Origin of the sequence: Microbacterium oleivorans NBRC 103075, from assembly GCF_001552475.1 — a bacterium.
Taxonomy (GTDB): Bacteria; Actinomycetota; Actinomycetes; order Actinomycetales; family Microbacteriaceae; genus Microbacterium; species Microbacterium oleivorans.
Genome location: NZ_BCRG01000002.1, coordinates 150,207 through 171,856 on the forward strand (window position 1 = coordinate 150,207; position 21,650 = coordinate 171,856).

At 68.1% G+C, this 21,650-nt stretch carries 23 protein-coding genes; 10 read left to right on the forward strand and 13 right to left on the reverse strand.

The genetic code is table 11. From position 1 onward, the window contains the following. The first annotated feature begins 6 nt into the window (after nucleotides 1-6). A complete protein-coding gene (locus MO1_RS03330) occupies nucleotides 7-678 on the forward strand; it encodes a DUF8185 domain-containing protein (protein ID WP_036309099.1) in 672 nt (223 codons plus the stop codon). A gap of 15 nt (nucleotides 679-693) precedes the next feature. Here MO1_RS03330 and MO1_RS03335 read toward each other — a convergent pair whose 3' ends face one another. From MO1_RS03335 to pepN, 7 genes are all read right to left on the reverse strand, one after another. After that, a complete protein-coding gene (locus MO1_RS03335) occupies nucleotides 694-1,143 on the reverse strand; it encodes a globin (protein ID WP_060915215.1) in 450 nt (149 codons plus the stop codon). Then, entirely contained in the window at nucleotides 1,140-2,228 is a 1,089-nt protein-coding gene (locus tag MO1_RS03340) for a mechanosensitive ion channel family protein (RefSeq protein WP_060915216.1), read from the reverse strand. Before MO1_RS03340 ends, MO1_RS03335 begins: the two co-directional genes overlap by 4 nt. Nucleotides 2,229-2,238: 10 nt before the next feature. After that, nucleotides 2,239-2,895, reverse strand: a complete 657-nt coding sequence (locus tag MO1_RS03345; protein WP_370670634.1) for a response regulator — start codon at nucleotides 2,893-2,895, stop codon at nucleotides 2,239-2,241. A gap of 74 nt (nucleotides 2,896-2,969) precedes the next feature. Further along, nucleotides 2,970-4,223, reverse strand: coding sequence for a sensor histidine kinase (locus MO1_RS03350; RefSeq protein ID WP_255209212.1), 1,254 nt, complete (start codon nucleotides 4,221-4,223; stop codon nucleotides 2,970-2,972). 9 nt (nucleotides 4,224-4,232) lie between these two features. Continuing rightward, nucleotides 4,233-5,066 (reverse strand): ABC transporter permease subunit, encoded by an 834-nt coding sequence (locus MO1_RS03355; protein ID WP_060915217.1) that lies wholly within the window; start codon nucleotides 5,064-5,066, stop codon nucleotides 4,233-4,235. Next, complete coding sequence (locus MO1_RS03360; protein WP_036309089.1) at nucleotides 5,063-5,977, reverse strand: ABC transporter ATP-binding protein; 915 nt, start codon at nucleotides 5,975-5,977, stop codon at nucleotides 5,063-5,065. The genes MO1_RS03355 and MO1_RS03360 overlap by 4 nt, the downstream gene beginning before the upstream one ends. Before the next feature lie 110 nt (nucleotides 5,978-6,087). Then, nucleotides 6,088-8,637 carry an aminopeptidase N gene (pepN, locus tag MO1_RS03365; RefSeq protein ID WP_060915218.1) on the reverse strand — a complete coding sequence of 850 codons (2,550 nt, stop codon included), beginning with the start codon at nucleotides 8,635-8,637 and terminating at the stop codon, nucleotides 6,088-6,090. A 124-nt stretch (nucleotides 8,638-8,761) separates the two neighbouring features. On the opposite strand from pepN, the gene MO1_RS03370 reads away from it, so the two are divergent. The 6 genes from MO1_RS03370 to lnt are packed head-to-tail and all read left to right on the forward strand — an operon-like array spanning nucleotide 8,762 to nucleotide 14,601. Then, nucleotides 8,762-9,298, forward strand: a complete 537-nt coding sequence (locus tag MO1_RS03370; protein WP_036309087.1) for a ribose-5-phosphate isomerase — start codon at nucleotides 8,762-8,764, stop codon at nucleotides 9,296-9,298. Beyond that, nucleotides 9,298-10,290 (forward strand): Fpg/Nei family DNA glycosylase, encoded by a 993-nt coding sequence (locus MO1_RS03375; protein WP_060915219.1) that lies wholly within the window; start codon nucleotides 9,298-9,300, stop codon nucleotides 10,288-10,290. Before MO1_RS03370 ends, MO1_RS03375 begins: the two co-directional genes overlap by 1 nt. Nucleotides 10,291-10,312: 22 nt before the next feature. Continuing rightward, a complete protein-coding gene (locus tag MO1_RS03380) occupies nucleotides 10,313-10,957 on the forward strand; it encodes an FMN-binding negative transcriptional regulator (protein WP_060915220.1) in 645 nt (214 codons plus the stop codon). Next, nucleotides 10,954-12,456, forward strand: a complete 1,503-nt coding sequence (locus MO1_RS03385) for an amidohydrolase (protein ID WP_060915221.1) — start codon at nucleotides 10,954-10,956, stop codon at nucleotides 12,454-12,456. Before MO1_RS03380 ends, MO1_RS03385 begins: the two co-directional genes overlap by 4 nt. A 13-nt stretch (nucleotides 12,457-12,469) precedes the next feature. After that, on the forward strand, nucleotides 12,470-13,000 hold the full coding sequence (locus MO1_RS03390; RefSeq protein ID WP_036309075.1) for a gamma carbonic anhydrase family protein: 531 nt from the start codon (nucleotides 12,470-12,472) through the stop codon (nucleotides 12,998-13,000). A 47-nt stretch (nucleotides 13,001-13,047) separates the two neighbouring features. Further along, the gene (gene lnt / locus MO1_RS03395; RefSeq protein WP_060915222.1) at nucleotides 13,048-14,601 is read left to right on the forward strand and encodes an apolipoprotein N-acyltransferase; all 1,554 of its coding nucleotides are present in this window, start codon (nucleotides 13,048-13,050) and stop codon (nucleotides 14,599-14,601) included. 3 nt (nucleotides 14,602-14,604) lie between these two features. On the opposite strand, the gene MO1_RS03400 is transcribed toward lnt, so the two are convergent. From MO1_RS03400 to MO1_RS03415, 4 genes are all read right to left on the reverse strand, one after another. Continuing rightward, complete coding sequence (locus MO1_RS03400) at nucleotides 14,605-14,976, reverse strand: RNA polymerase-binding protein RbpA (RefSeq protein ID WP_036309071.1); 372 nt, start codon at nucleotides 14,974-14,976, stop codon at nucleotides 14,605-14,607. Nucleotides 14,977-15,082: 106 nt separating this feature from the next. Then, nucleotides 15,083-15,856 carry a glycerophosphodiester phosphodiesterase family protein gene (locus MO1_RS03405; RefSeq protein ID WP_036309070.1) on the reverse strand — a complete coding sequence of 258 codons (774 nt, stop codon included), beginning with the start codon at nucleotides 15,854-15,856 and terminating at the stop codon, nucleotides 15,083-15,085. Continuing rightward, on the reverse strand, nucleotides 15,853-16,818 hold the full coding sequence (locus MO1_RS03410; protein WP_036309067.1) for an SPFH domain-containing protein: 966 nt from the start codon (nucleotides 16,816-16,818) through the stop codon (nucleotides 15,853-15,855). The genes MO1_RS03405 and MO1_RS03410 overlap by 4 nt, the downstream gene beginning before the upstream one ends. Further along, on the reverse strand, nucleotides 16,815-17,285 hold the full coding sequence (locus MO1_RS03415; protein ID WP_036309064.1) for an NfeD family protein: 471 nt from the start codon (nucleotides 17,283-17,285) through the stop codon (nucleotides 16,815-16,817). Before MO1_RS03415 ends, MO1_RS03410 begins: the two co-directional genes overlap by 4 nt. Before the next feature lie 136 nt (nucleotides 17,286-17,421). Between MO1_RS03415 and MO1_RS03420 the strand changes: the two genes are divergently transcribed. After that, a complete protein-coding gene (locus tag MO1_RS03420; RefSeq protein WP_036309062.1) occupies nucleotides 17,422-18,183 on the forward strand; it encodes an SDR family oxidoreductase in 762 nt (253 codons plus the stop codon). A 15-nt stretch (nucleotides 18,184-18,198) separates the two neighbouring features. Here MO1_RS03420 and MO1_RS03425 read toward each other — a convergent pair whose 3' ends face one another. Then, nucleotides 18,199-19,131 (reverse strand): AEC family transporter, encoded by a 933-nt coding sequence (locus tag MO1_RS03425; protein WP_060915223.1) that lies wholly within the window; start codon nucleotides 19,129-19,131, stop codon nucleotides 18,199-18,201. Between the two features lie 85 nt (nucleotides 19,132-19,216). Between MO1_RS03425 and MO1_RS03430 the strand changes: the two genes are divergently transcribed. Then, nucleotides 19,217-19,681 (forward strand): DUF2975 domain-containing protein, encoded by a 465-nt coding sequence (locus MO1_RS03430; RefSeq protein WP_036309055.1) that lies wholly within the window; start codon nucleotides 19,217-19,219, stop codon nucleotides 19,679-19,681. Continuing rightward, nucleotides 19,681-19,908 (forward strand): helix-turn-helix domain-containing protein, encoded by a 228-nt coding sequence (locus MO1_RS03435; RefSeq protein ID WP_036309053.1) that lies wholly within the window; start codon nucleotides 19,681-19,683, stop codon nucleotides 19,906-19,908. Before MO1_RS03430 ends, MO1_RS03435 begins: the two co-directional genes overlap by 1 nt. Nucleotides 19,909-20,232: 324 nt before the next feature. Here MO1_RS03435 and MO1_RS03440 read toward each other — a convergent pair whose 3' ends face one another. Next, nucleotides 20,233-21,462 carry an ROK family protein gene (locus MO1_RS03440; protein WP_036309050.1) on the reverse strand — a complete coding sequence of 410 codons (1,230 nt, stop codon included), beginning with the start codon at nucleotides 21,460-21,462 and terminating at the stop codon, nucleotides 20,233-20,235. Nucleotides 21,463-21,650 lie beyond the last annotated feature (188 nt).

Sequence of the window (21,650 nt, forward strand, 5' to 3'; positions counted from 1 at the left end):
GGTCGGATGGCCCCGCAGCTCGTTTTCCCCGACTCCCGCTCGGCGGCAGACCTTCTCACCTTCGCGGGTCGTGCCGCCCGACTCGGGGACCCCGCCGTGCGTCTGCGCGCGAGTGCCGGGACGCTCGCGGTCTCGGCTGCGCCCCTGTCGCCGCGTGGGTTCGGCGACGACACCCCGACGGTCCTCGGCATGCGTTTCCTTCGGATTGATCCCGAACTCGAGTGCGATCTGGTGGTGGATGCCGGAGCTCTCCGCGCCGGCGACGACCCCGCACACGTGGGGCTTCCCGACAGCGGCGTGTCCGCTGCGTGGGCGGGGATCTCGCCGCCGCGCGGGGGATGGATCTCGGGAGACCCCGTGACCGTGGCGGACCTTGCGGCCGCCGTGCGGCGGGGCGTGGACGCCGTCGCGACGGCGCTCCCCGCGTCACCCGGCGAGGACCTCGTCCGAACGGTGCGCTCAGCGGTGTGGGGCGCTCCAGATCCGACCCTCGGTGGACTCATCGCCGGTGTGGCGTTCGCGGCGGACGCGCTCGGATTCCTCGGCGGGGACGGGGGCGCGGCATCCGTTCTTCGTACGGGTACCTGGACCCGGGTGAGCGTGCCCCGCGGACACGTCCTCGTTCGGGCCGGCAACCCTACAGGGCTCACCACGGTGCGCTCGACCGGTTCTCGCTGACCCGTCGCGGGGGAGTCAGGCCTCGGGGTGGAGCGGGAGCGCCGTGCCGCCGTGAGGCTTCGCGACGGGGCCGATCCCCGTCGGCTCGAAGGTGTTGACCATCGCGTGCGCGGCACGCTGGAGGTAGTCCCAGAGGGTCGCCTCGTGCAGTGGCGACAGCTTCGCCTCATCCACCGCGATGCGCATCGCGCGCAGCCACCGGTCGCGCGCTTCGGGGTTCACGTGGAAGGGCATGTGACGCATCCGAAGTCGAGGGTGGCCACGCGTCTCGCCGTACGTCGTCGGACCGCCCCAGTACTGCTCCAGGAAGAGCAGGAGACGCTCCGCGGCCGGGCCGAGGTCTTCCTCCGGGTACATGGGGCGGAGGACATCGTCGGATGCGACTTCGCGGTAGAAGACGTCGACGATGCGGCGGAAGACCTCGTGGCCGCCGACCTCGTCGAAGAACGTGGACTGCTCGCTCACGGTGCTGCGGTCCCTTCGGGCGGCTCGCCATCGGTGCGACCGCGCTTCTTCGGACGCCAGGCGAGCCGCGGCGGGGTGGGCGGTGTCACCTGCTGCGGCTTGGTCTTGGGCGGGTTCGCGCCACGGATGCTCTGGGCGGCGTCGGCGCCGGTGAGGAGGGTGGAAGCGAGCTGGGGGAGCGGAACGCCGAGCTCGTCCAGCGCTGTCTTGAGCCGCTTGCGAAGCGCGCGGGAGACGTCGTCCTTCGCGTTCGGACGGGTCTTGACGACGAGACGAGTGATCACGGTGTCTCCGCCGATCGACTCGAGGCCCCAGATTTCGGGCTTGTCGAGGATGCGGGTGCGCCACTTCGGCTCGCGGACGAGGTCCTTCGCGGCGGTGAGCATGGCGTCTTCGACCGCGTCGATGTCCGCATCGAGAGGGACACCGACGTCGATCACGACGCGCGACCATCCCTGCGACATGTTGCCGATCCGAAGTATCTCGCCGTTACGGACGAACCAGAGTGTCCCGTTGACGTCGCGGACATGCGTCACCCGGACGCTCACGTACTCGACGATGCCGGTGGCGAGACCCACGTCGACGACGTCGCCGATGCCGATCTGGTCCTCCGCGACGATGAAGATCCCGTTGAGGACGTCCTTGACGATGTTCTGAGCGCCGAAACCCAGCCCCGCGCCGATCGCGGCGGAGAGCAGCGTGAACGAGGCGAGCACGCCGGGGTTCAGGATGTAGACGATCGTGAGGATCGCGATGATGACGATCGCCACGTTGACGATGTTGGTGAGGATCGACCCGAGCGTCCGCGTGCGCTGCACGATCCGTACCTGCGCCAGCGGCGACATGTCGATCGCCCGGGTGTCCTCGGCTGCCGCGCGTGACTTCGCCCCGAGAACGATGTGATCGACCACGCGGCCGATGAGGCGGCGCATGATCCAGGAGAGCAGAAGCGCGGACGCGATGGTCACCGCGACCCACAGGAGGTTCCAGCCGGCCGTGACCAGGAAGGCGAGGAAGTCGTCGCGGACGGATTCCCAGCCCGCGGGCGACGGTTGCGGGGATGCGGCGAGAACGGGCGAGATCATCGCTCCGATCCTACCGGCGCGCCCCGTCGCCCGGCTGAGTGGCGATGGCCGCATCGGTCAGCGGGCTCGCGAGGCCGTGGGCGATGAGGACGGCGTGCACCCGGTCGCGGGCGGGCAGTTTGGCGAGGATGCGACCGACATGCGTCTTCACCGTCGATTCGCCCAGGAACAATTCATCCGCGATCTCGGTGTTGGTGAGGCCGCGCGCCATCGCCTCAAGCACATCCTGCTCGCGTGCCGTCAGGACGTTCTGTTCGTGCGCTGTCCGTTCGTCGGCGGGAGCCGGCGAGTCGGGGGAATCCGACGTGGTCACGAGCTCGATCATCCGCCGCACGATGCGCGGGGCGAGTGTCGCCTCGCCCGCGGCGACCGCCCGGACGGCTGCGACGAGCTCTTCGCGACCGGCATCCTTCAGGAGGAACCCTCCCGCGCCGGCGCGCAGCGCTCCGAACGCGTACTCGTCAAGGTCGAAGGTCGTGAGGACGAGCACGCGCATCTCAGGGTGGCTGTCGATGATCCGTCGCGTCGCCTCGATCCCGTCGACCCCTGGCATCCGGACGTCCATGAGGATCACGTCGGGGCGCAGAGTGTCCGTCGCCGAGATCGCCTCCGCACCGTCGCCGCATTCGCCGACCACCTCGATCCCGTCGGCCGACTCCAGGACCATGCGGAAACCGAGCCGGATCAGCGACTGGTCGTCGACGATCAGCACCCGGATGGGGGCGGGGGATGCGGAAAGGCTCACGCGTGTAGCTCCTGTCTCGGGATGTGGGCAGTGACCGACCAGCCGTGCGGGTGTCGCGGTCCCGCCGACACGGTTCCTCCCGTGAGCTCGACGCGCTCTCGAAGGCCTCGCAATCCGAAGCCAGGGGAGTCCCGCGGAGCTTTCACAGGGAAGCCGTCGTCGCTGACAGCCACGGACACGCCTTCCGGCTCGTGCCGGATCACCACGTCTATGCGCGTGGCTCCCGACGCGTGGCGGAGGATGTTGGTCACGCTCTCCTGCACGATGCGCGACACCGCGAGCTGGGTCCGGGAGTCGAGACCGGCGGGATCGCCCGATACGACGAGCCGGGTGTCGAACCCCGCGGCACGGGCCGAGGCGACGGTCTCAGCGGTGGTGTCGCGAGCCAGCGGCGCAAGGGGCGCCTCAGCGGGATCGCGAAGGATGCCGAGTGTCGCCCGCATGTCTCGCAGCGCCTCGCGCCCGGTGGCGGCGATCGCCTCAACCCCCGGGCGGGAGCGTTCGGCGTCCCGCGAGGCGGCGACCCCCTCGGCGAGGGCGACCATGACGGTCAGCGAGTGAGCGACGATGTCGTGGAGCTCTCGGGCGATCCGCTCCCGCTCGGCGGCCGATGCGAGCTGTGCCTGCTGATCGCGTTCGACGACGAGGCGCCGGGAGTGATCGATGAGCGCGGCGACGTACCGTGCGCGGGAGCCGACGTTGGTGCCGATGAGCCCGCCGATCACCGCGTTGAGCGCTTCGTTCACGACAGATCCCCAGAGGACTGCTGTGGAGATCGCCCCCGCGGACGCGAGACCGATCCCGGTGCCGACGAGGACGACGGTCCCGATTCCGACGCCGACGAGGGTGGCGCGCGTGCTGACGTGGACGGCGACCGAGTAGGTGGCCACGAGGACGAGTGGTCCCGTGATCGGGTCCGGCGTGAAGAGGTAAGCGAGGGCCACGAGGTACGCCGCCCCGAGAACGAGGATCGGATGCCGGCGACGCAACAGGAGCGACAGGCAGCCGAGGACGACCATGACGCCGAGGAATGGCAAGACGCGCAACCAGTCCGACGATCTGGTTCCGACGCCCTCGGGCAGCACCGGGGTGGCGATCACCGGCACGGCCGAGACCATCAGGCACACGACGCACACGAGGACGTCCGCGAAGACGGGATGCCGGGCCCAATATCGACGCAGCACCCCGGGAGGACGCGGAAGCCGCAGCTCTCCCTCGGCGGAGGGAGAGCTGCGGCTTCGGTTCGTCACGCCATGACCTTACGCGTCACGTACGCGGAGGACCGCCCATCCACCGAGGAGGGACGCCGCCGGCCAGGCGAGGAGAACGATGACGTTCCGCACGGTCTCGTTGGTGGGATTGGTCGTCAGGCCTGATGCCGCCGACGAGGGCAGGTAGTTGTACAGGTCGATGAGCCACTGCCACGACTCGCCGCCGAACGAAAAGAGACTCATGACGATGGGCAACACGAAGAGGATTCCGACGGTGGCGGCGATGGCTCCGGCGCCGTTTCGGATCAGGAACCCACATCCCAGACCCAGCAGGGCGAACGTCGCCATCGAGATGATCGCCCAGACCAGGGGGATCCAGGTCAGTTCGGCGTCATCCCACGCGAACCCGTTGCTCCCGAAGATCGGCGTCACGACGAGAATCGAGATGAGCGAAGTCACCAGGGTGGTGACAATGAGGGTGGCGGAGACGATCAGCGCCTTTGCAAGGAGCACGGCACCGCGGCGAGGTTCAGCGGTCAGGGTGGAGCGGATCATCCCGGTCGAGTACTCACCGGTGATCGCCATCGCCCCGAGGATGCCAGCGACCAGCATCGTGAACTGCAACGGTGAGACGACGGCGCTCATCGGGTTCACTGTCATCTGAGCGCGGATTTCCTCGGGGAGGCTGGTAGTCACCGCGGCAACGAGCAGAGAGATCCCGGTGGCGAGCAGCACGGTCACCCCCAGCGACCACCAGGTCGAACGCAGGGTGAACAGCTTGAGCGCCTCGCTGCGAACCAGACGCACGAAGTTCAGTCGGTACGGCGAAGCGGCCGTCGGTGCGGGCAGCCCCGCCGCGCGAGTGTCGATCGTCGTGGTCATGATGCGGCTCCCTGCGTGCGGTACTCGACGGAACCCTCGGTGAGGGCGAGGTAGGCGTCCTCGAGCGATCCGCTTCGCGGCGTCAGCTCGTGGAGCGGGATCTGGTGCTGGGCGGCGATCTCGCCGACCGCGGCAGCCGTGGTGCCGGTGATGTCGAGCAGACCCGCCTCGGCGGAGGTCACGGTGACATCAGGACCGGTGACGAGCTGCGCGAGTTCGCCCGCACGCGGCGAGCGGACGGTGACGGCACTGCGTGTCCACGCCGAAACCAGATCAGCGATACTCGCGTCGGCGAGAACCCGTCCGCGGCCGAGGACGATGACGTGGTCGGCCGTCAACGCCATCTCGCTCATGAGGTGGCTCGACAGGAGGACCGTGCGACCCGATGCGGCCTGAGCACGCACGAACTGGCGCACCCAGCGGACTCCCTCGGGGTCGAGGCCGTTGACGGGCTCGTCCAGGATCAGGGTGCGGGGATCACCGAGGAGGGCCGCCGCGATGCCGAGCCGCTGACCCATGCCGAGCGAGAACTTGCCGGCGCGGCGCTTCGCCACGCTCTGAAGCCCCGTGATCTCGATGACCTCGTCGACCCGCGACCGCGGGATGCCGTGCGTCGCCGCCATTGCGCGCAGGTGGTTCTGTGCGCTGCGGCCGGTGTGGACCGCCTTCGCGTCGAGCAGGATGCCCACCTCTGTCAACGGCGAACGCAGCGAGCGGTAGTCGCGTCCGTCGAGGGTGACTCGGCCTGCTGTCGGGGTGTCGAGACCCACGATCATCCGCATCGTGGTGGACTTCCCGGCGCCGTTCGGGCCGAGGAATCCCGTCACCTTTCCGGGCTGGACCGTGAAGCTCACGCCATCGACGGCTGTCTTGTCTCCGTACCTCTTCGTGAGGCCATCTGCAACGATCATGAGCCTCACGCTACGGAGAGGGACGTGCTCCCCGCGTCCCCCGCAAGCATGAGATCGGGGCGGGTGTGTCGTCCCGTAGGAGGACACACCCGCCCCGATACGGGCTCGACTCAGTCCTGGCGGTCGCGTTCCTGCACGGACAGCGCCCGCTCGACGCCGGCGAGGTTCTCGTTCACGAGGCGGCGGAGCGCCGCGGGGGCGTCACGGTGATCGGCCAGCCACCCGCGCGTCGCATCGCGGAGCGCCGTGTTGGCGAGCGGCGCCGGGTAGAGACCCACGATGAGGTACTGCGCGATCTGGTACGTCCGCGACTCCCAGACCGGCAGGAGCATGTCGAAGTACGCGTCGACGAACTCCGCGAGCGCGTCCGTGCCGGCCGGGTGCACGAAACCGGCCGCGGCCGAGCGGACGACGGTGTTGGGTAGATCGTCGTTGTCGATGAGCGACGTCCACGCGAGACGCTTCGCGTCGACGGTGGGGAGCGCAGCGCGGGCCTGTGCGGCGAACTCGCCGCCCTTCGCCGTGTTGTCGGCAGCCTGCGCCTCGTCGACATCCGTGGCGGAGACGACGCCACCGGCCGCGAGCGAGACGAGAAGCGACCAGGACAGGTCGGCATCGATATCGAGTCCCGGCAGGGCGAGCTCTCCCGAACGCAGCCGGGCGACGCGCTCCCACTGGGCGGGTGTGGCCGCGGCCGACGCGAACGCGGTCACGAACTGCAACTGGCTGTCGCTTCCCGCTTCGGCCTTCTGCGCGTGTTCCCACAGCCCGTCGGCGACACGCTGGCGGGCGGCATCCCGCTTGTCAGGGGACACGTAGGAGTTCGCCGCGAGCTGCAACTGACCGAGCGTCGTCCGGACGGTGGTCGATTCGGTCTCGGTGCCGATGTTCCCCAGGACGAGATCGATGTACTCGGATGCCGAAGCCTCCGCGTCGCGCGTCTGATCCCACGCGGCTCCCCACACGAGCGAACGCGCGAGGGGGTCGCTGATCTTGCTGAGGTGGTCGGTCGCCGTGCGCAGCGAACGCTCGTCGAGACGGATCTTCGCGTACGCGAGGTCGTCGTCGTTCAGCAGGACGAGGTCGGGCTGGGTGTGTCCGACGAGCTCGGGGGCCTCGGTCAGGTCGCCATCGACGTCGAGCTCGACGTGGTGCGTCCGGACGAGGTCGTCGCCCTGCAACGAGTAGAAGCCCACGCCGAGACGGTGCGGGCGGATGGTCGGGTAGTCGGCGGGCGCCGTCTGCACGATCGCGAAGCGGGTGATGGTGCCGTCACCGTCGACGCGGATCTCGGGGGCGAGCGTGTTGACGCCGGCCGTCTCGAGCCACTTCTTCGACCAGGTCGTCAGCTCGCGGCCACTCGTGGCCTCGAGCTCGACGAGCAGGTCGCTCAGCTCCGTGTTGCCCCAGGCGTTCTTCTGGAAGTAGGCCGAGACTCCGGCGAAGAACGCCTCGATGCCCACCCAGGCGGCCAGCTGCTTGAGGACGGACCCGCCCTTGGCGTACGTGATGCCGTCGAAGTTCACCTGCACGTCTTCGAGGTCGTTGATCTCGGCGAAGACGGGGTGGGTCGACGGAAGCTGATCCTGCCGATAGGCCCAGGTCTTCTCCATCGCATTGAACGTCGTCCACGCTTCGGTCCACTCCGTGGCCTCAGCGGTGGCGATGGTCGACGCCCACTCGGCGAACGATTCGTTCAGCCAGAGGTCGTTCCACCACTTCATGGTGACGAGGTCCCCGAACCACATGTGGGCGAGCTCGTGGAGGATCGTGACGACGCGACGCTCCTTGACGGCATCCGTCACCTTCGAGCGGAAAACGTAGGCCTCGGTGAAGGTCACGGCGCCCGCGTTCTCCATCGCCCCCGCGTTGAACTCGGGCACGAAGAGCTGGTCGTACTTGGCGAACGGGTAGGGCACGCCGAACTTGTCCTCGAAATAGGCGAAGCCCTGACGGGTCTTCTCGAAGACGTAGTCGGCGTCGAGGTACTGCCAGAGACTCTTGCGTGCGTAGACACCGAGCGGGATCGTGCGACCGTCGGAGCTCGTGAGCTCCGAGAACACCTGCTCGTACGGACCGGCGACGAGCGCCGTGATGTACGAGGAGATACGAGGGGTGGGCTCGAAGGCCCAGGTCGCGACGCCCTCGCCGGCGGGGGTCGGCTCGGGGGTGGGGGAGTTGGAGACGACCTTCCACGCGTCCGGAGCCGTGACGGTGAAGCGGAACGTGGCCTTCAGGTCGGGCTGCTCGAAGACCGCGAAGACCCGGCGGGAGTCGGGAACCTCGAACTGGGAGTAGAGGTACACCTCGCCGTCGACCGGGTCGACGAAGCGGTGGAGGCCCTCGCCCGTGTTGGTGTACTCGCAGTCCGCGACGACGACGAGTTCGTTCTCGTCGGTGAGACCATCGAGGGCGATGCGCGAGTCCGAGAAGACTGCGGCGGGGTCGAGGCTGCGACCGTTCAGCGTGATCTCGCGGATGCCGCGGGCGATCAGATCGACGAAGGTCGAGGCGCCGGCGGTCGCACCGAAACGGATGACGCTCCGCGAGGCGAAGACCTCGTCACCGGTGGTCAGATCGAGCGAGATGTCGTACGAATGCGTCTCGACGGTCGCACGCCGCTCCTGCGCTTCGATGCGGGTGAGGTTCTCTCCAGGCACGTTCGTGTCTCCCAGGGGTGAGGGTGGGGTGCCGCGGACGGGCGCTGCTGGCGCCGACGGCAACCGTCACAGCCTACGCCGATGGCTCGCCGTAACCACGTACCGGCGTCCCTAGAATCGTGACATGCGCATCCACATCGCGACCGATCACGCGGGTATGGAGTTCTCGACCCGCCTGCAGCACCACCTGGCCGAAGCCGGTCACGACGTCGTCGACCATGGTCCTGTCGAGTACGACGCCCTGGACGACTACCCCTCCTTCTGCATCCGCGCGGCACAGGCCGTGGCCGAGGACCAGGCCCGGGGCATCCAGACCCTGGGTGTCGTCTTCGGAGGGTCGGGCAACGGCGAACAGATCGCCGCGAATAAGGTGCGCGGCATCCGCGCCGCCCTGGTGTGGAGCATCGCGACGGCGGAGCTTGCCCGCGAGCACAACGATGCGAATGTGATCGCGATCGGCGCGCGCCAGCACACCTTCGACGAGGCCGTCGGTTTCATCGACCGTTTCATCGCGACGCCGTTCTCCGGCGAGGAGCGCCACGCTCGTCGCATCGGCCAGCTCGCGGCGTACGAGACCGACGGATCGCTCGCGCCCGATCCTCGTGCGATGCAGCCGGATGTGCTCGACGCCTCGGAGACGTTCGACCCGGAAGCAGGCTGATGCCCGAGGGTCATTCCGTCCATCGGATCGCTCGGCAGTTCGACCGCAACTTCGTGGGGCGCCCGGTCTCGGCATCCAGCCCGCAGGGACGCTTCGCGGAGGGCGCCGCCCTCCTCGACGGTCGGACGCCGACGCTGGCGCGTGCCGTCGGCAAGCAGATGTTCCTCGAGTTCGAGGGCGATGTCTGGCTGCGCGTCCACCTCGGCATCTACGGCGCTTGGGACTTCGCCGGCGAGATCGTGCTCGACCCCACGATCGCCTCCGCGAACGGTCGCATGGGACAGACGAATCAGCGCGGCGTCGACCCCGTCTACGACGACGCCGGGGAGAACTCGCTCGCATCGATCGGTGCGCCCCGCCGTGCTCGCGGCGCCGTGCGGATGAGCGAGCAGACCCGCGGCCTCGAGGATGCGACGGATGCCGAGTGGCCGCCTCCCGTCGTCGGGCAGGTGCGTCTGCGGCTCCTGACCGAGGCGACGTGTGCAGACCTCCGGGGCCCTACTGCCTGTCAGATCCAGACGGTCGAGGAGATGCTCGCCACGGTGGCAGGTCTCGGTCCCGACCCGCTGGTCGATGACGTCGCGGAGGGTGAGGAGCGCTTCGTCTCCGTCGCCGGTCGCAAGCCCACCCCGATCGGTCAGCTGCTCATGGACCAGAAGGTCGTGAGCGGGATCGGGAACGTCTACCGCGCCGAGATCCTCTTCCGCGCGAACCTGAACCCGCACACACCAGGTCGGGACGTCCCCGAGGAGACCCTCCGCGAGATGTGGCGCGACTGGGTGCGTCTGTTGTCGATCGGCGTCGAGACCGGTCAGATGATGACGATGGACGACCTCGATCCGGAAGCGCACCGCCGAGCGTTGGCGCACCGTGATGACCGTCACTGGGTCTATCACCGGGCGGGCCTGCCGTGCCGCGTGTGCGGGACGGCGATCGTCCTGGAGGAGATGGCTGCGCGAAAGCTGTACTGGTGCCCGCGGTGCCAGGCATGACGTCGGAAGAGGTGCGCGGACGATGAGACAGAACCCGAGTTTCGCGATGACGGACGTGGCGGAGATCCGCCGCGTCATCGACGCTCATCCCTGGGTCACCATCGTGAGCGGTACCGACGCCGGTCTCGTCGCCTCGCACTACGCGGTCCTTCTCGATCCGGCACGCGACGACCTCACGATCGTCGGACACGTGGGCCGGCCCGACGACCTCATCCACGGGTTGGGGGAGTCAGAGCTCCTCGTCGTGGTGCAGGGCCCGCACGGGTACATCTCGCCGGGGTGGTACGGCGATGGTGCGGCCGTCCCGACGTGGAACTTCGTCTCCGTTCACCTGCGCGGCATCCCGGAGATCTTGACGCCGTCCGAGAACCTGGACGTCCTCGAGCGACTCGTGGACCGATTCGAATCCGGCATGGCGCAGCCGCGACCGATGTGGCAGGCGCCGAACGATGAGGACTTCGTCCGGAAGCTCGAGAGGGGCACCGTCGGGTTCCGTCTCACGCCGACTCACGTGACCGCGAAACGCAAGCTCAGCCAGAATCGTCCCGCTGAGGTGGTCGACACCATCATCGAGCGCCTGGATGCCGGGGACAGCCCCTACGCCGACCCACGCTTGGCAGACGAGATGCGTCGCGCGCGCGACACGATGCGGGCGGCACGTTCGTGACCGCCGTGCGCGGCGACGACGTCGGTGTCATCACCGCCGTGCGCCTGACGGGGGCAGGGCGGAGCGATCCCTTCGGGAACGACCCTGTCGATGTGCACGTCCGCGGCGGCATCATCGCCGACATCGCGCCGACGGGTGCGCTGCCGACCCGGGGAGTCGTCGTCGACGGCTCGGGCGGCTGGCTGGTTCCCGGACTGTGGGACCACCACGTCCACACGGTGCAATGGGCTCTGACCGCGCAGCGCACCCCGCTCGGCGACGTCGCCAGCGCGGCGGAAGCGGCATCCGTCATGGGACGCGCGGCGGTCCTGGACGACGGTCGACGTGTCGGTACGGGCTTCCGCGACGCCTTCTGGGCTGACGCGCCGTCGCTCGCCCTGCTCGACGCGCAGACGGGTGACGTCCCGACGTACCTCATCAACGCCGACGTGCACAGCGTGTGGATGAACAGTGCGGCGTTCCGCCGGGAATCCGTTGCGACGACGCATGACGGGATGCTCCGCGAGGAGCCCGCGTTCGAGATGTCCCGACGTCTGAACGACGTCGATCCCGTGGTCGCCGACGGGTTCGTCCGGCACGCACTCGACGTGGCGGCATCCCGCGGCGTCACGGGGATCGTCGACCTCGACATGGCCTGGAACGCGGATGCCTGGGCCCGCCGACTCGCCGCCGGTTTCGACAGCCTGCGGGTGTCGTTCGGGGTGTACCCCGACCTGCTCGAGCGCGCCATCGCCGAAGGCCTCGCCACCGGCGATGCGCTGGACGCGAGGGGGCTCGTCCGAGTCGGTTCCCTCAAGGTCATCACGGACGGCTCGTTGGGCACCCGAACGGCGGCGTGTTCGCATCCGTACCCGGGCGATCCGCACAACACGGGCGTGCTGACCGTTCCTCCCGAGCAACTCCGCGCGCTCATGGTGCGGGCGACGGGCGCCGGGCTCTCCTGCGCGATCCACGCGATCGGCGATGTCGCCAACTCCCACGCGCTCGACGCTTTCGCCGCGACGGGAGCGACCGGCACGATCGAGCACGCGCAGCTCGTCGCGCACGCAGACATCCCTCGCTTCGGCCGCCTCGGCATCGGGGCGAGTGTTCAGCCGGAGCACGCCGTCGACGACCGGGACCTCACCGACTCGATGTGGGCTGCGCAGACGGCGCTCCCGTATCCGCTCCGCTCCCTCGCCGACACCGGTGCGAACCTCCTGTTCGGCTCCGATGCCCCGGTATCGCCGCTCGACCCCTGGGCGGCGATGGCGGCTGCCGTCCATCGCACCCGAGGCGGACGCGAGCCCTGGCGCCCCGACCAGGGGCTCGACGCGGCGGCAGCTCTCGCCGCCTCCACAGGGGGAGGATCCGCGACGGGCAGCTCGTTGGAACCCGGCGCTGTCGCGGATCTCGTCGTCGTGGATCGTGACCCGTTGACCGCCTCCGACGACGACCTCCGCTCCACACAAGCGGCCGCCACGATCCTGGCCGGCCGTCTCACCCACCTCGCCCTTTGAGGAACGGATTCGCATGACCGTCTCGCCCACCGCATCCGTCATCGCCCTGCCCGATGCCGCCCCGTCGATCGACGGCTCCGCCTTCGTCGCGGCAGGCGCGCGAATCGTCGGCTCGGTCACCCTGGGTGAGCTGTCGAGCGTCTGGTACAACGCTGTCCTCCGCGGCGACAGCGCGCCTATCATCGTCGGCGCGCGAAGCAACGTCCAGGACGGTGTCGCGGTCCATGTCGACGCCGCGCACGGCGTCGACATCGGCGCGGACGTGTCGATCGGCCACAACGCCGTGGTGCACGGATGCCGCATCGGAGACGGCACGCTCATCGGCATGGGCGCCGTCGTGCTCTCCGGCGCGGTGATCGGTGAAGGATGCCTCATCGCCGGAGGAGCGGTCGTCCTCGAGGGCGCCGTGATCCCTGACGGTTCCCTGGTGGCGGGTGTCCCGGGCAAGGTGAGACGCGAGCTGACCTCCGACGAGCGCGCCGGAATCCTCCGGAACGCCGGGGTCTACCTCTCGCACTCCGAGAGGCACGGTTCCCGCGAGTGACGGTCGCCCTCAGCACCGTCATAGCGCACCTCATCTAGGCTTCGTCCGTGCCTGACCGCCCGCTTCTCCCGCTCTGGCTCGCGCTCCCCGTGGCGGTCGCCGGTGGCGCCGTGATGGATCTCGCCTACCCCGACATCGGCATCTGGCCGCTCGCGTTCGTGGGAGCGGCCCTTTCGCTGCTGACCCTAATCGGTCGCTCCGCGTGGGGCGCCGTCGCCGTCGGCGCAGTGTTCGCGGCATCCTTCTACTTGCTGCACATCGCGTGGATCACTCGATACCTCGGGCCCGTGCCCTGGTTCGCTCTGGCAGGCGTCGAGACCGTCCTCAGCGCCGCCGGTGCCATCGCGATCACACTGTCGTACCGGTGGTTGCCGCGCCTTCTGCCGGCGTCCTGGGCACGCGTGACGCTGCTGCCCGCACTCGTCGCCGCGGCGTGGACGGCGCGCGAACAGTTCATGGGCTCGTGGCCGTACACGGGCTTCCCCTGGGCCCGCCTCGGCATGAGCCAGGCAGACAGCCCGCTCGCCGAGCTCGCGTCGTGGCTCGGCGTGAGCGGACTCACCTTCGTCATGGCCTTCGTGGTCGCCGCCGCGATCGAAGCGGTCCGGCTCCGCTTCTGGCGCCGCGTGAAGCTCGTGGTTCCCGCCGCGGCGGCCGCGGCACTGCTCGTCCTGGTCCCGCAGTTCCCGACGACGGATGCCGGGACCATGCGCGTCGGCGCGGTGCAGGGCAACGGGCCTTCCGGCTACTTCGACAAGCGCGAGCCCTACGACGTCTACCGCGCGCAGCTCGCTGCCACCCAGCCCCTCATCGGCAAAGACCTCGACGTGCTCCTGTGGCCGGAAGGCGGTGTCGACGCCGATCCGCTCAACAATCCGTCGATAGCGAGCGCCCTGGATGATCTGTCCGAGACGATCGGCGCCCCGCTCATTATCAACGCGGCCACCGAACGCAACGAGAAGGTCTACAACTCGTCGATGCTGTGGCAAGCCGACGCCAAGAACCCCCTCGCCATCCACGACAAGACGCACCCCGTGCCGATGGGGGAGTACGTTCCGGACCGCTGGTTCTTCGAGGCGCTCGCCCCCGACCTGATCGGTCTCATCCAGCGCGAGTACACGCCCGGGAACAACCCGCCGTTCTTCGACGTGAACGGGGTTGGCGTCGGTTTGGCCATCTGCTTCGACGTCATCTACGACGACGTCATCTGGCAGGGCGCGAAGGACGGCGCGGAGGTCTACATGTTTCAGACGAACAACGCAGACTTCCGCGGCACGGATGAGAACGTGCAGCAGCTCGGATTCGCCCGGATGCGGGCGATCGAGACGGGTCGCTCCGTCGTGAACATCTCGACGGTCGGGACGAGCCAGGTCATCGGCCCCAATGGCTCCGTCATCGACGGGCTGGCCGCCGATACCTCGGGTGCCTTACTGGTGGACGTGCCACTGCGGACGGGTCTTACCGGTGCCGTCGTCATCGGCCCGACCGTGCAGTGGGTGCTGGGGTGGTCCGCCATCCCGGTGCTCCTGCTGCTGGGCGTGCTGGCGCGCAAGCGCACGAAAGCGGCGCCGTCCTCGGAGGACGGCGCCGCTGAAGTGTGAGTGTCAGGCGCTCAGTTTGCCGGAGTTCTCGCCGCGTCGGGACCGCAGGAGAGCCAGTCGCTCCTCGAGCAGCTCTTCGAGCTCGGGGATGGTGCGACGCTCCATGAGCATGTCCCAGTGGGTACGAGCGGCCTTGTCGCCGGAGTGGTCGACGACGGCGACGGTGTCGCCGATGCGTCGGAGTGCCTCGGATCCGCAGGTGCGGCACTCCCAGGCCTCGGGCACCTCAGCGTCTGCCGCGAACGTGAGAACAGTCTCGCGCTCGCACTGCGTGCAGACGTAGGTGTGGTTGGTGCGCTCTACGAATACGACGCCTTCTTCGCTCTGTAGGCTCGAAGCGCCGAGGCGCATGCCGCGTAGGCTGCGATCTGCCATTGTGTGGTCCTCTCGTCGTCCTCAGGTATAACGAACCCACCTGTGCGGATCATCCGAGAAGACCTCAATCGATGTGGTATTCACAGCCGATCTTCAGGACTGCCGACTATAGAACTCGGGTTCTTTCCGACACCCCGATATCCGTCCGGTCCGTGACGATCCCGTCGACTCCCAGAGCGATGAGACGGTGCATGTCCGACGGGTCGTTGACCGTCCATACGTGGACCTCGACCCCCGCGTCGTGCGCGAGATCGAGCAGGCGAGGCGACAGGACGCGGATGCCGCGGTGTCGCTCCGGGATCTGGAGAGCATCGACCCCGTCGAGGCTGCGCGCGGCGAGACGGGGGAGTCGTGCGGCCAGCGCTCCCAGCACCCGGACGAGCGTCTTCGTGCCGGCTGACGTGGCCGGCTCCCCACCGCGCTCGCGCGCCGCGCGCAGGGCGACACCGCGGCGTCGATCGGAGAAGCTGGTGAGGAGGACCCGGTGAGCCTCACGCGACGTGAGGGCGCCGACGGGTTGCGCCGCGGCATCCGCCTTCACATCGAGGTTGAACCGCGCGTCGGGGAAGGCTCGGAGCACGTCGGGGAGAATCGCCAACCCGCCGCGCGTGGACATGATCCCAGTGAGCTCCCGGGTGCTCACCGCCGCGACCGGACGAGGATCTCCCGTGACACGGCGAAGGTCATCGTCATGAAACAGGACGACATCGCCGTCGGCGGTGACGTGGCAGTCGGACTCGAGATACACCGTTCCGGCCGAACGGCCCGCGGCGAGGGCGGCCAGGGAATTCTCCGCGACGTTCTCGGAGTCCCGAGGAACGAATCCTCGGTGGGCGAGGATGCGGGGCTTCGCCTCACCGAGGAACCACGGATGCGTCATGACGTCGGAGTCGTTCCACCCGCGCCGGTGTCGGCACTGTTCGTGCGCTTGTCTCCGCCGCCGAAGGCGGTGCTGAAGGAGTTGAGGGCATTCGTGAACTCGCTCGGGATGATCCAGAGCTTGTTCGACGCGCTCTCGCTGATCTTCGGCAGGGTCTGCAGGTACTGGTAGGCGAGAAGCTTCTCGTCAGGGTCGCCCTTGTGGATCGCGTCGAAGACGTACTGGATCGCCTGAGCCTCGCCCTCCGCCCGGAGGACCGCTGCCGTCTTGTCGCCCTCGGCGCGGAGGATCTCGGCCTGACGCCGGCCCTCTGCTTCGAGGATCTGAGACTGCTTCGACCCCTCCGCGGTGAGGATCGCGGCGCGACGGTCGCGCTCCGCGCGCATCTGCTTCTCCATCGAATCCTGAATCGACAGCGGCGGGTCGATCGCCTTGAGCTCGACTCGCGAGACACGGATGCCCCACTTGCCGGTCGCCTCGTCGAGGACGACGCGCAGCTGCGTGTTGATGTTGTCGCGACTCGTCAGCGCCTCTTCGAGGTTCAGTCCACCGACGACGTTTCGAAGGGTCGTTGTCGCGAGCTGCTCCACGGCACCCAGGTAGTTGTTGATCTCGTAGGTCGCCGCACGCGCGTCGGTCACCTGGAAGTAGACGACGGTGTCGATGGAGACGACGAGGTTGTCTTCGGTGATCACCGGTTGCGGCGGGAACGAGACCACCTGCTCGCGCATGTCGACGAGAGGCAGCATCCGATCGACGAACGGGATCAGGATGTTCAGGCCGGGGGAGAGGGTGCGCTGGTAGCGCCCCAGCCGCTCGACGACACCCGCGTAGGCCTGCGGGACGATGCGGATGGAACGGAAGAGCACGACGACGACGAAGATCGCGACGACGACGAGCAGGACGACGACGAAGATCTGGCCGACGAAGCCGCCGACGTCGACTCTGGCGGGGATGGTCATGCGGGGTTCCCTTCTTCAGGTGCCACCACGACGGTGGCGCCGCGGACGGCAGTGACGGTCACACGCTGACCGGGAGCGACGGATGCCGCAGCATCCACCAGTCGGGCGGTCCAGGTCTCGCCGTTGTCGAGCTTGACCGAGCCGTCGCCGTCAGTGAACGAGGAGACGACACGCGCCGACATGCCGGTCAACGCGTCGACGTTGGTCGGGATGTGTTGACTGGAGCGGTGGAGAGCCCGAAGGAGGACGGGGCGGATGGTGAAGAGAAGGAGCGCCGACACCGCTGCAGCCGCAAGGACCTGAAGCCACCAGACACCGCCCAGCAGATTGACGCCGAGGCCGCCGAGCACCGTGCCCGCGGCGAGCATCAGGAACGTGAATTCCAGCGTCAACAGCTCGATGATGACGAAGAGCACCGCCAGGACCAACCATGCGATCCACAGGTATTGGATGAGGTCCGGGAACATCGTCGACTCCTTCGGTGCGGCGTGTCCTCGCACCCTACCAACCGGGTTCGACGCTCAGGCGGAACCGAGCCGATTGGTAGGCTCGTCAATGCCCCGTCCGCCTCGGCATCCGTCGAGCACCCTGCAGGAGAGCCCCATGTCGCAGCCCGTTCCCGCCGCATCCCTGACCGGCAAGACCGCCCTTGTCACCGGATCGTCGCGGGGAATCGGAGCGGACACCGCTCGATACCTCGCCCAGGGCGGCGCGAACGTCGTCATCAACTTCCGCAACAAGGCTCCGCGCGCGGAGAAGCTCGCCGCGGAGCTGCGTGAACTCGGTGTCGATGTGCTGACCGTCGGAGCGGATCTCACGGACCCGGCATCCGTCGCGGAGATGCTCGCCGCGGTGAAGGAGCGCTTCGGGTCGCTCGACATCCTGGTGCTGAATGCCTCCGGCGGCATGGAGGGCGGCATGGCCGAGGACTACGCCCTGACGCTGAACCGCGACGCTCAGGTGGGTGCCCTCGAGGCCGCACTCCCGATCATCCCCGAGGGTGGTCGTGTCGTCTTCGTGACCAGCCACCAGGCGCACTTCATCCACACGACGCCGACCATGCCCGAGTACGAGCCGGTGGCCCGTTCCAAGCGCGCCGGTGAGGACGCCCTCCGCGAGCGCATCCCCGCGCTCACGGAGAAGGGCATCGAGTTCGTGGTCGTGTCGGGCGACATGATCGAGGGCACCATCACGGCGACCCTGCTCGAGCGCGCAAACCCCGGTGCGATCGCGGAGCGTCGTGAGAGCGCCGGCAAGCTGTACAACGTGTCGGAGTTCGCGGCCGAGGTCGCACGTGCCGCGGTCGAGCCGATCCCTGCGGACAACACCCGTCTGATCGGCGACACGAGTTCCTTCGGGGTCTGAGCTCTTTCGCTCGGCTCAGGTGCCGGGGCCGAGCAGGACGACGACGAGGAACAGCACGGGCACGCATCCGATCGTCGTGAGGAAGACGGTGTCGCGGGCGATCGTCTGTCCGATCGTGTATCGCTGGGCGTAGTTGAAGACGTTCTGCGCGGTCGGAAGCGCGGCGAGCACCGTGACGACCAGAACCTCGGCGGGGGAGAGGCCGAATGCGAAGCGGGCGAGAGTCCACGCAGCGAGGGGCATGACGAGCAGCTTGAGCGCACTTGCGAGCAGGATGTCACGTCGGCGTCCCGGGGTCCCGAGGACGCGCTGACCGTTCAGCGAGATCCCGTAGCTGATCAGCAGCACGGGCACCGCCGCGCCGGCGATCAGCTCGAGCGGATCGATGACGATCGCGGGCAACGGGATGCCGGTGGCCGAGACGATCGTGCCGAGCAGGGATCCCACGACGATCGGATTGGTGATCGTCCGGCGCAGGATCGGCCAGGGCCGTCGACGCCCGTCGGTGGTCAATGCCTCGAAGATCGCCATGACGACCGGCGTGAGGATCAGCAGCTGGAACAGGATCACCGGCGCCGGATACGCCGCGCTTCCGAGGAGATACAGCGACAGCGGGATGCCGATGTTGTTCGAGTTGACCTGCCCGGCCGAGAGAAGGCCGATCAGGACTTCGCCGGACGGACGCCGCCAGACGAACCGCGACACGACGGCGAAGATCGCGAAGACCGTGACGGCCGACAGCGCTGACACGGGGAGGAGCCCGGAGAAGAGCGTGGCGACATCGGCGCGTGCGAGGACGACGAAGAGAAGGAACGGGCTCAGGACGAAGAATGTCAGTCGACTGAGTACCTGTCCGCCCGTGGGACCGAGAAGGTCGATTCGACCGATGATCCAGCCCAACAGGATTGCGACGCCGATGACGGCGAACCCCGTGAGCACTTCGAGCATCTCTCGAGACTACGGGGAGAGCCGGTTGTGAACGAGTCGGGGGAGCGGGTATCGTTTTTCGATAGATACGCATCGAAAGGCAGCCATGAAACGAGCCACGATCATCACCTTGCAGGCTGTTCTGGCCCTGTCTCTGCTGGGCTCGCTGGCCGTGCAAGTGCTCATTCTTCCTGCGATCTGGCGGGATCTGACGGACACCGCGTTCGGGTGGCGGGTCGCGGCCGTCACGATTCTGGCGCTGTGGCTCGTCTGTCTTCAGGTCGTGGCCATCTGCATCTGGCGTCTCGTGGCGATGGCGGCCGACGATGCGGTGTTCTCGCGGGGCGCCTTCCGATTCGTGGACACCGTCATTGCGGCGATCGTCGCCGCGGCGGTGCTGACCGCGGCAATCGCCACTTTGCTCGTACCCGGATCGATCGCGCCGGGAGTGGTGGGAATCGTCTACTGCGCTGCCTTGGCGACGGGGGGAGTCGCGCTGGTCGTCGTGGTGATGAGATCCCTCCTGGTGAAGGCCGTCGAGATGCGTTCCGAACTCGATGAGGTCGTCTGATGCCGATCGTCGTGGATATCGACGTCATGCTCGCACGTCGGAAGATGGCCGTGGGCGACCTTGCCGCCCGCATCGGGATCACCCCGGCGAATCTCGCCGTGCTGAAGAACGGCCGGGCGAAGGCCGTCCGTTTCACGACGTTGGACGCGTTATGTCAGGTTCTCGACTGCCAACCGGGTGACGTGTTGCGGTGGGAGCCAGACCCGGACACGGACACCCATGCCTGATCGCGTGGGGCGTGTCGGTCTCGCAGGAATCGCGTGCCTCGGCGTCATGTGATGGCGTGCAGCCGCGGAAGAGATCGACGTGGCGACTGCCCGTGTCGAATGCTCGCAGGGACAGAGCGTCATCGGGTTGCGCGTCGCAGCCGCTGCAGCGTGGCAACGCCAGTACCTCCCGTTGGCAACTGAGCCATTCTCGTGGATCACCGATAATGCACATTATGTCAACTCAGTTTCGCCGCGACCTCGGGGCACTTCCCCGCCACCAGGGACGGATGATCATCCGTCGGCGCGAAACCCGCTGTCGGCTCGCTGTGAACTGTGCGCCGCTCAGAGGGCGAGTGGGAGGCGAGTCGTAGAAAGGCCGACGTCGCCGAGGAACCGCTCGAACGCGAGCGTCGCCATACCGATCGCGACCGAACTTCCCCGCACCGTCGACACTCCCAGGTCGATCGGAGTCGTCGCACCGACCGGCGCCCGGCGCTGCAGCTCTTGCTTCGTCGGCTCGACCAGGTCATCGCCGAGCGCCCACGCGGTCCACCCCGTCAGCATCAGGACTTCAGGATCGATGATCGCAGCGAGGTCGCCGAGCGCGACCCCCAGGTAGTGCGCGGTGCGCGACAGGACTTCCTCGATGACCGGGTCGCCCCCGGACTTCCGGTGCGCACTGGCGAGCCCTTCGATGAAGTCCCGCTGCGCAGCGTCGGCGAGTTCATGCTCCGGTGCGATCTCCCGAAGCGTGAGTTGGATGCCGGGAGCCCCGACGTACGCCTCGACGCATCCCCGTCGTCCGCAGCGGCACGCGCGGCCGTCGAGGACGAGCACGGCGTGCCCCCACTCCCCCGCACTGTGCGTCGCGCCGCGGAGGATTTTGCCCTCCAGGACGATTCCGGCACCGACGCCGGTCCCGAGGTTCGCGATGACCATGGAAGACGCGGTGCGGCCACGACCGAACCAGAGCTCAGCCGTCGCGATCGCTTTGAGGGGGTTCTCGACGACCAGCGGCAGGCCGATGCGCTGACGCAGTTGACGAAGGACCTCGACGTTGCGCGCCGCCCAGCGGGGGGCGACGGCATCCGCTGACTCTTCTGCGCTGACGAGACCCGGGAGGGCGATGCCGGCGCCGAGGACCCGCTCGCGGTCGATCGCCGTCTCGCGGAGCGCCGTGTCGACGGCGCGGACGATGCTCTCGGTCACACTGCTCGCCGAGGGAAGCGACTCGTCCATGGGGACCTCGACCGAACCGACCTCCTCGAGGCTCGCGTCGAACACGATCGCCCGGACGTAGGTCTCAGCGACGTCGATGCCGAGGATCCGCCCGCGCTCACCGTTCACGCGGAGCATCGTGGTCGGCCGCCCGGCGCCAAGGGCGGAGCTCCCGGCATCCACCACCAAGCCCTCTCCGCGGAGTTCCTGAACGATCGTCGCCACGGTCGCGACGCTCAAACCGGTGGTCTGCGCCAACTCGTTGCGGGTCGACGTTCCCGCCGACAGCAGACCGTGGAGAACGTCCAGTCGCGACTCGCTCCGAATGTCGCGCGACGACCTCTTCCCGACCACAGCGTCCTCTCTTCTGCGTCCGCGTCATCACGCGCGATCGCATGCCTGAATCCTGCCAGACAGAACACGGTTTGATATCGGGGGTAGACCACTCCTTCTTTTAACCATTAGATTAAGGGCGATCGGTGCGACGGCGGACCGATCAGACACCCGTATCGCCGTCACCATCCCGCAGAGAGGCGAGAAGG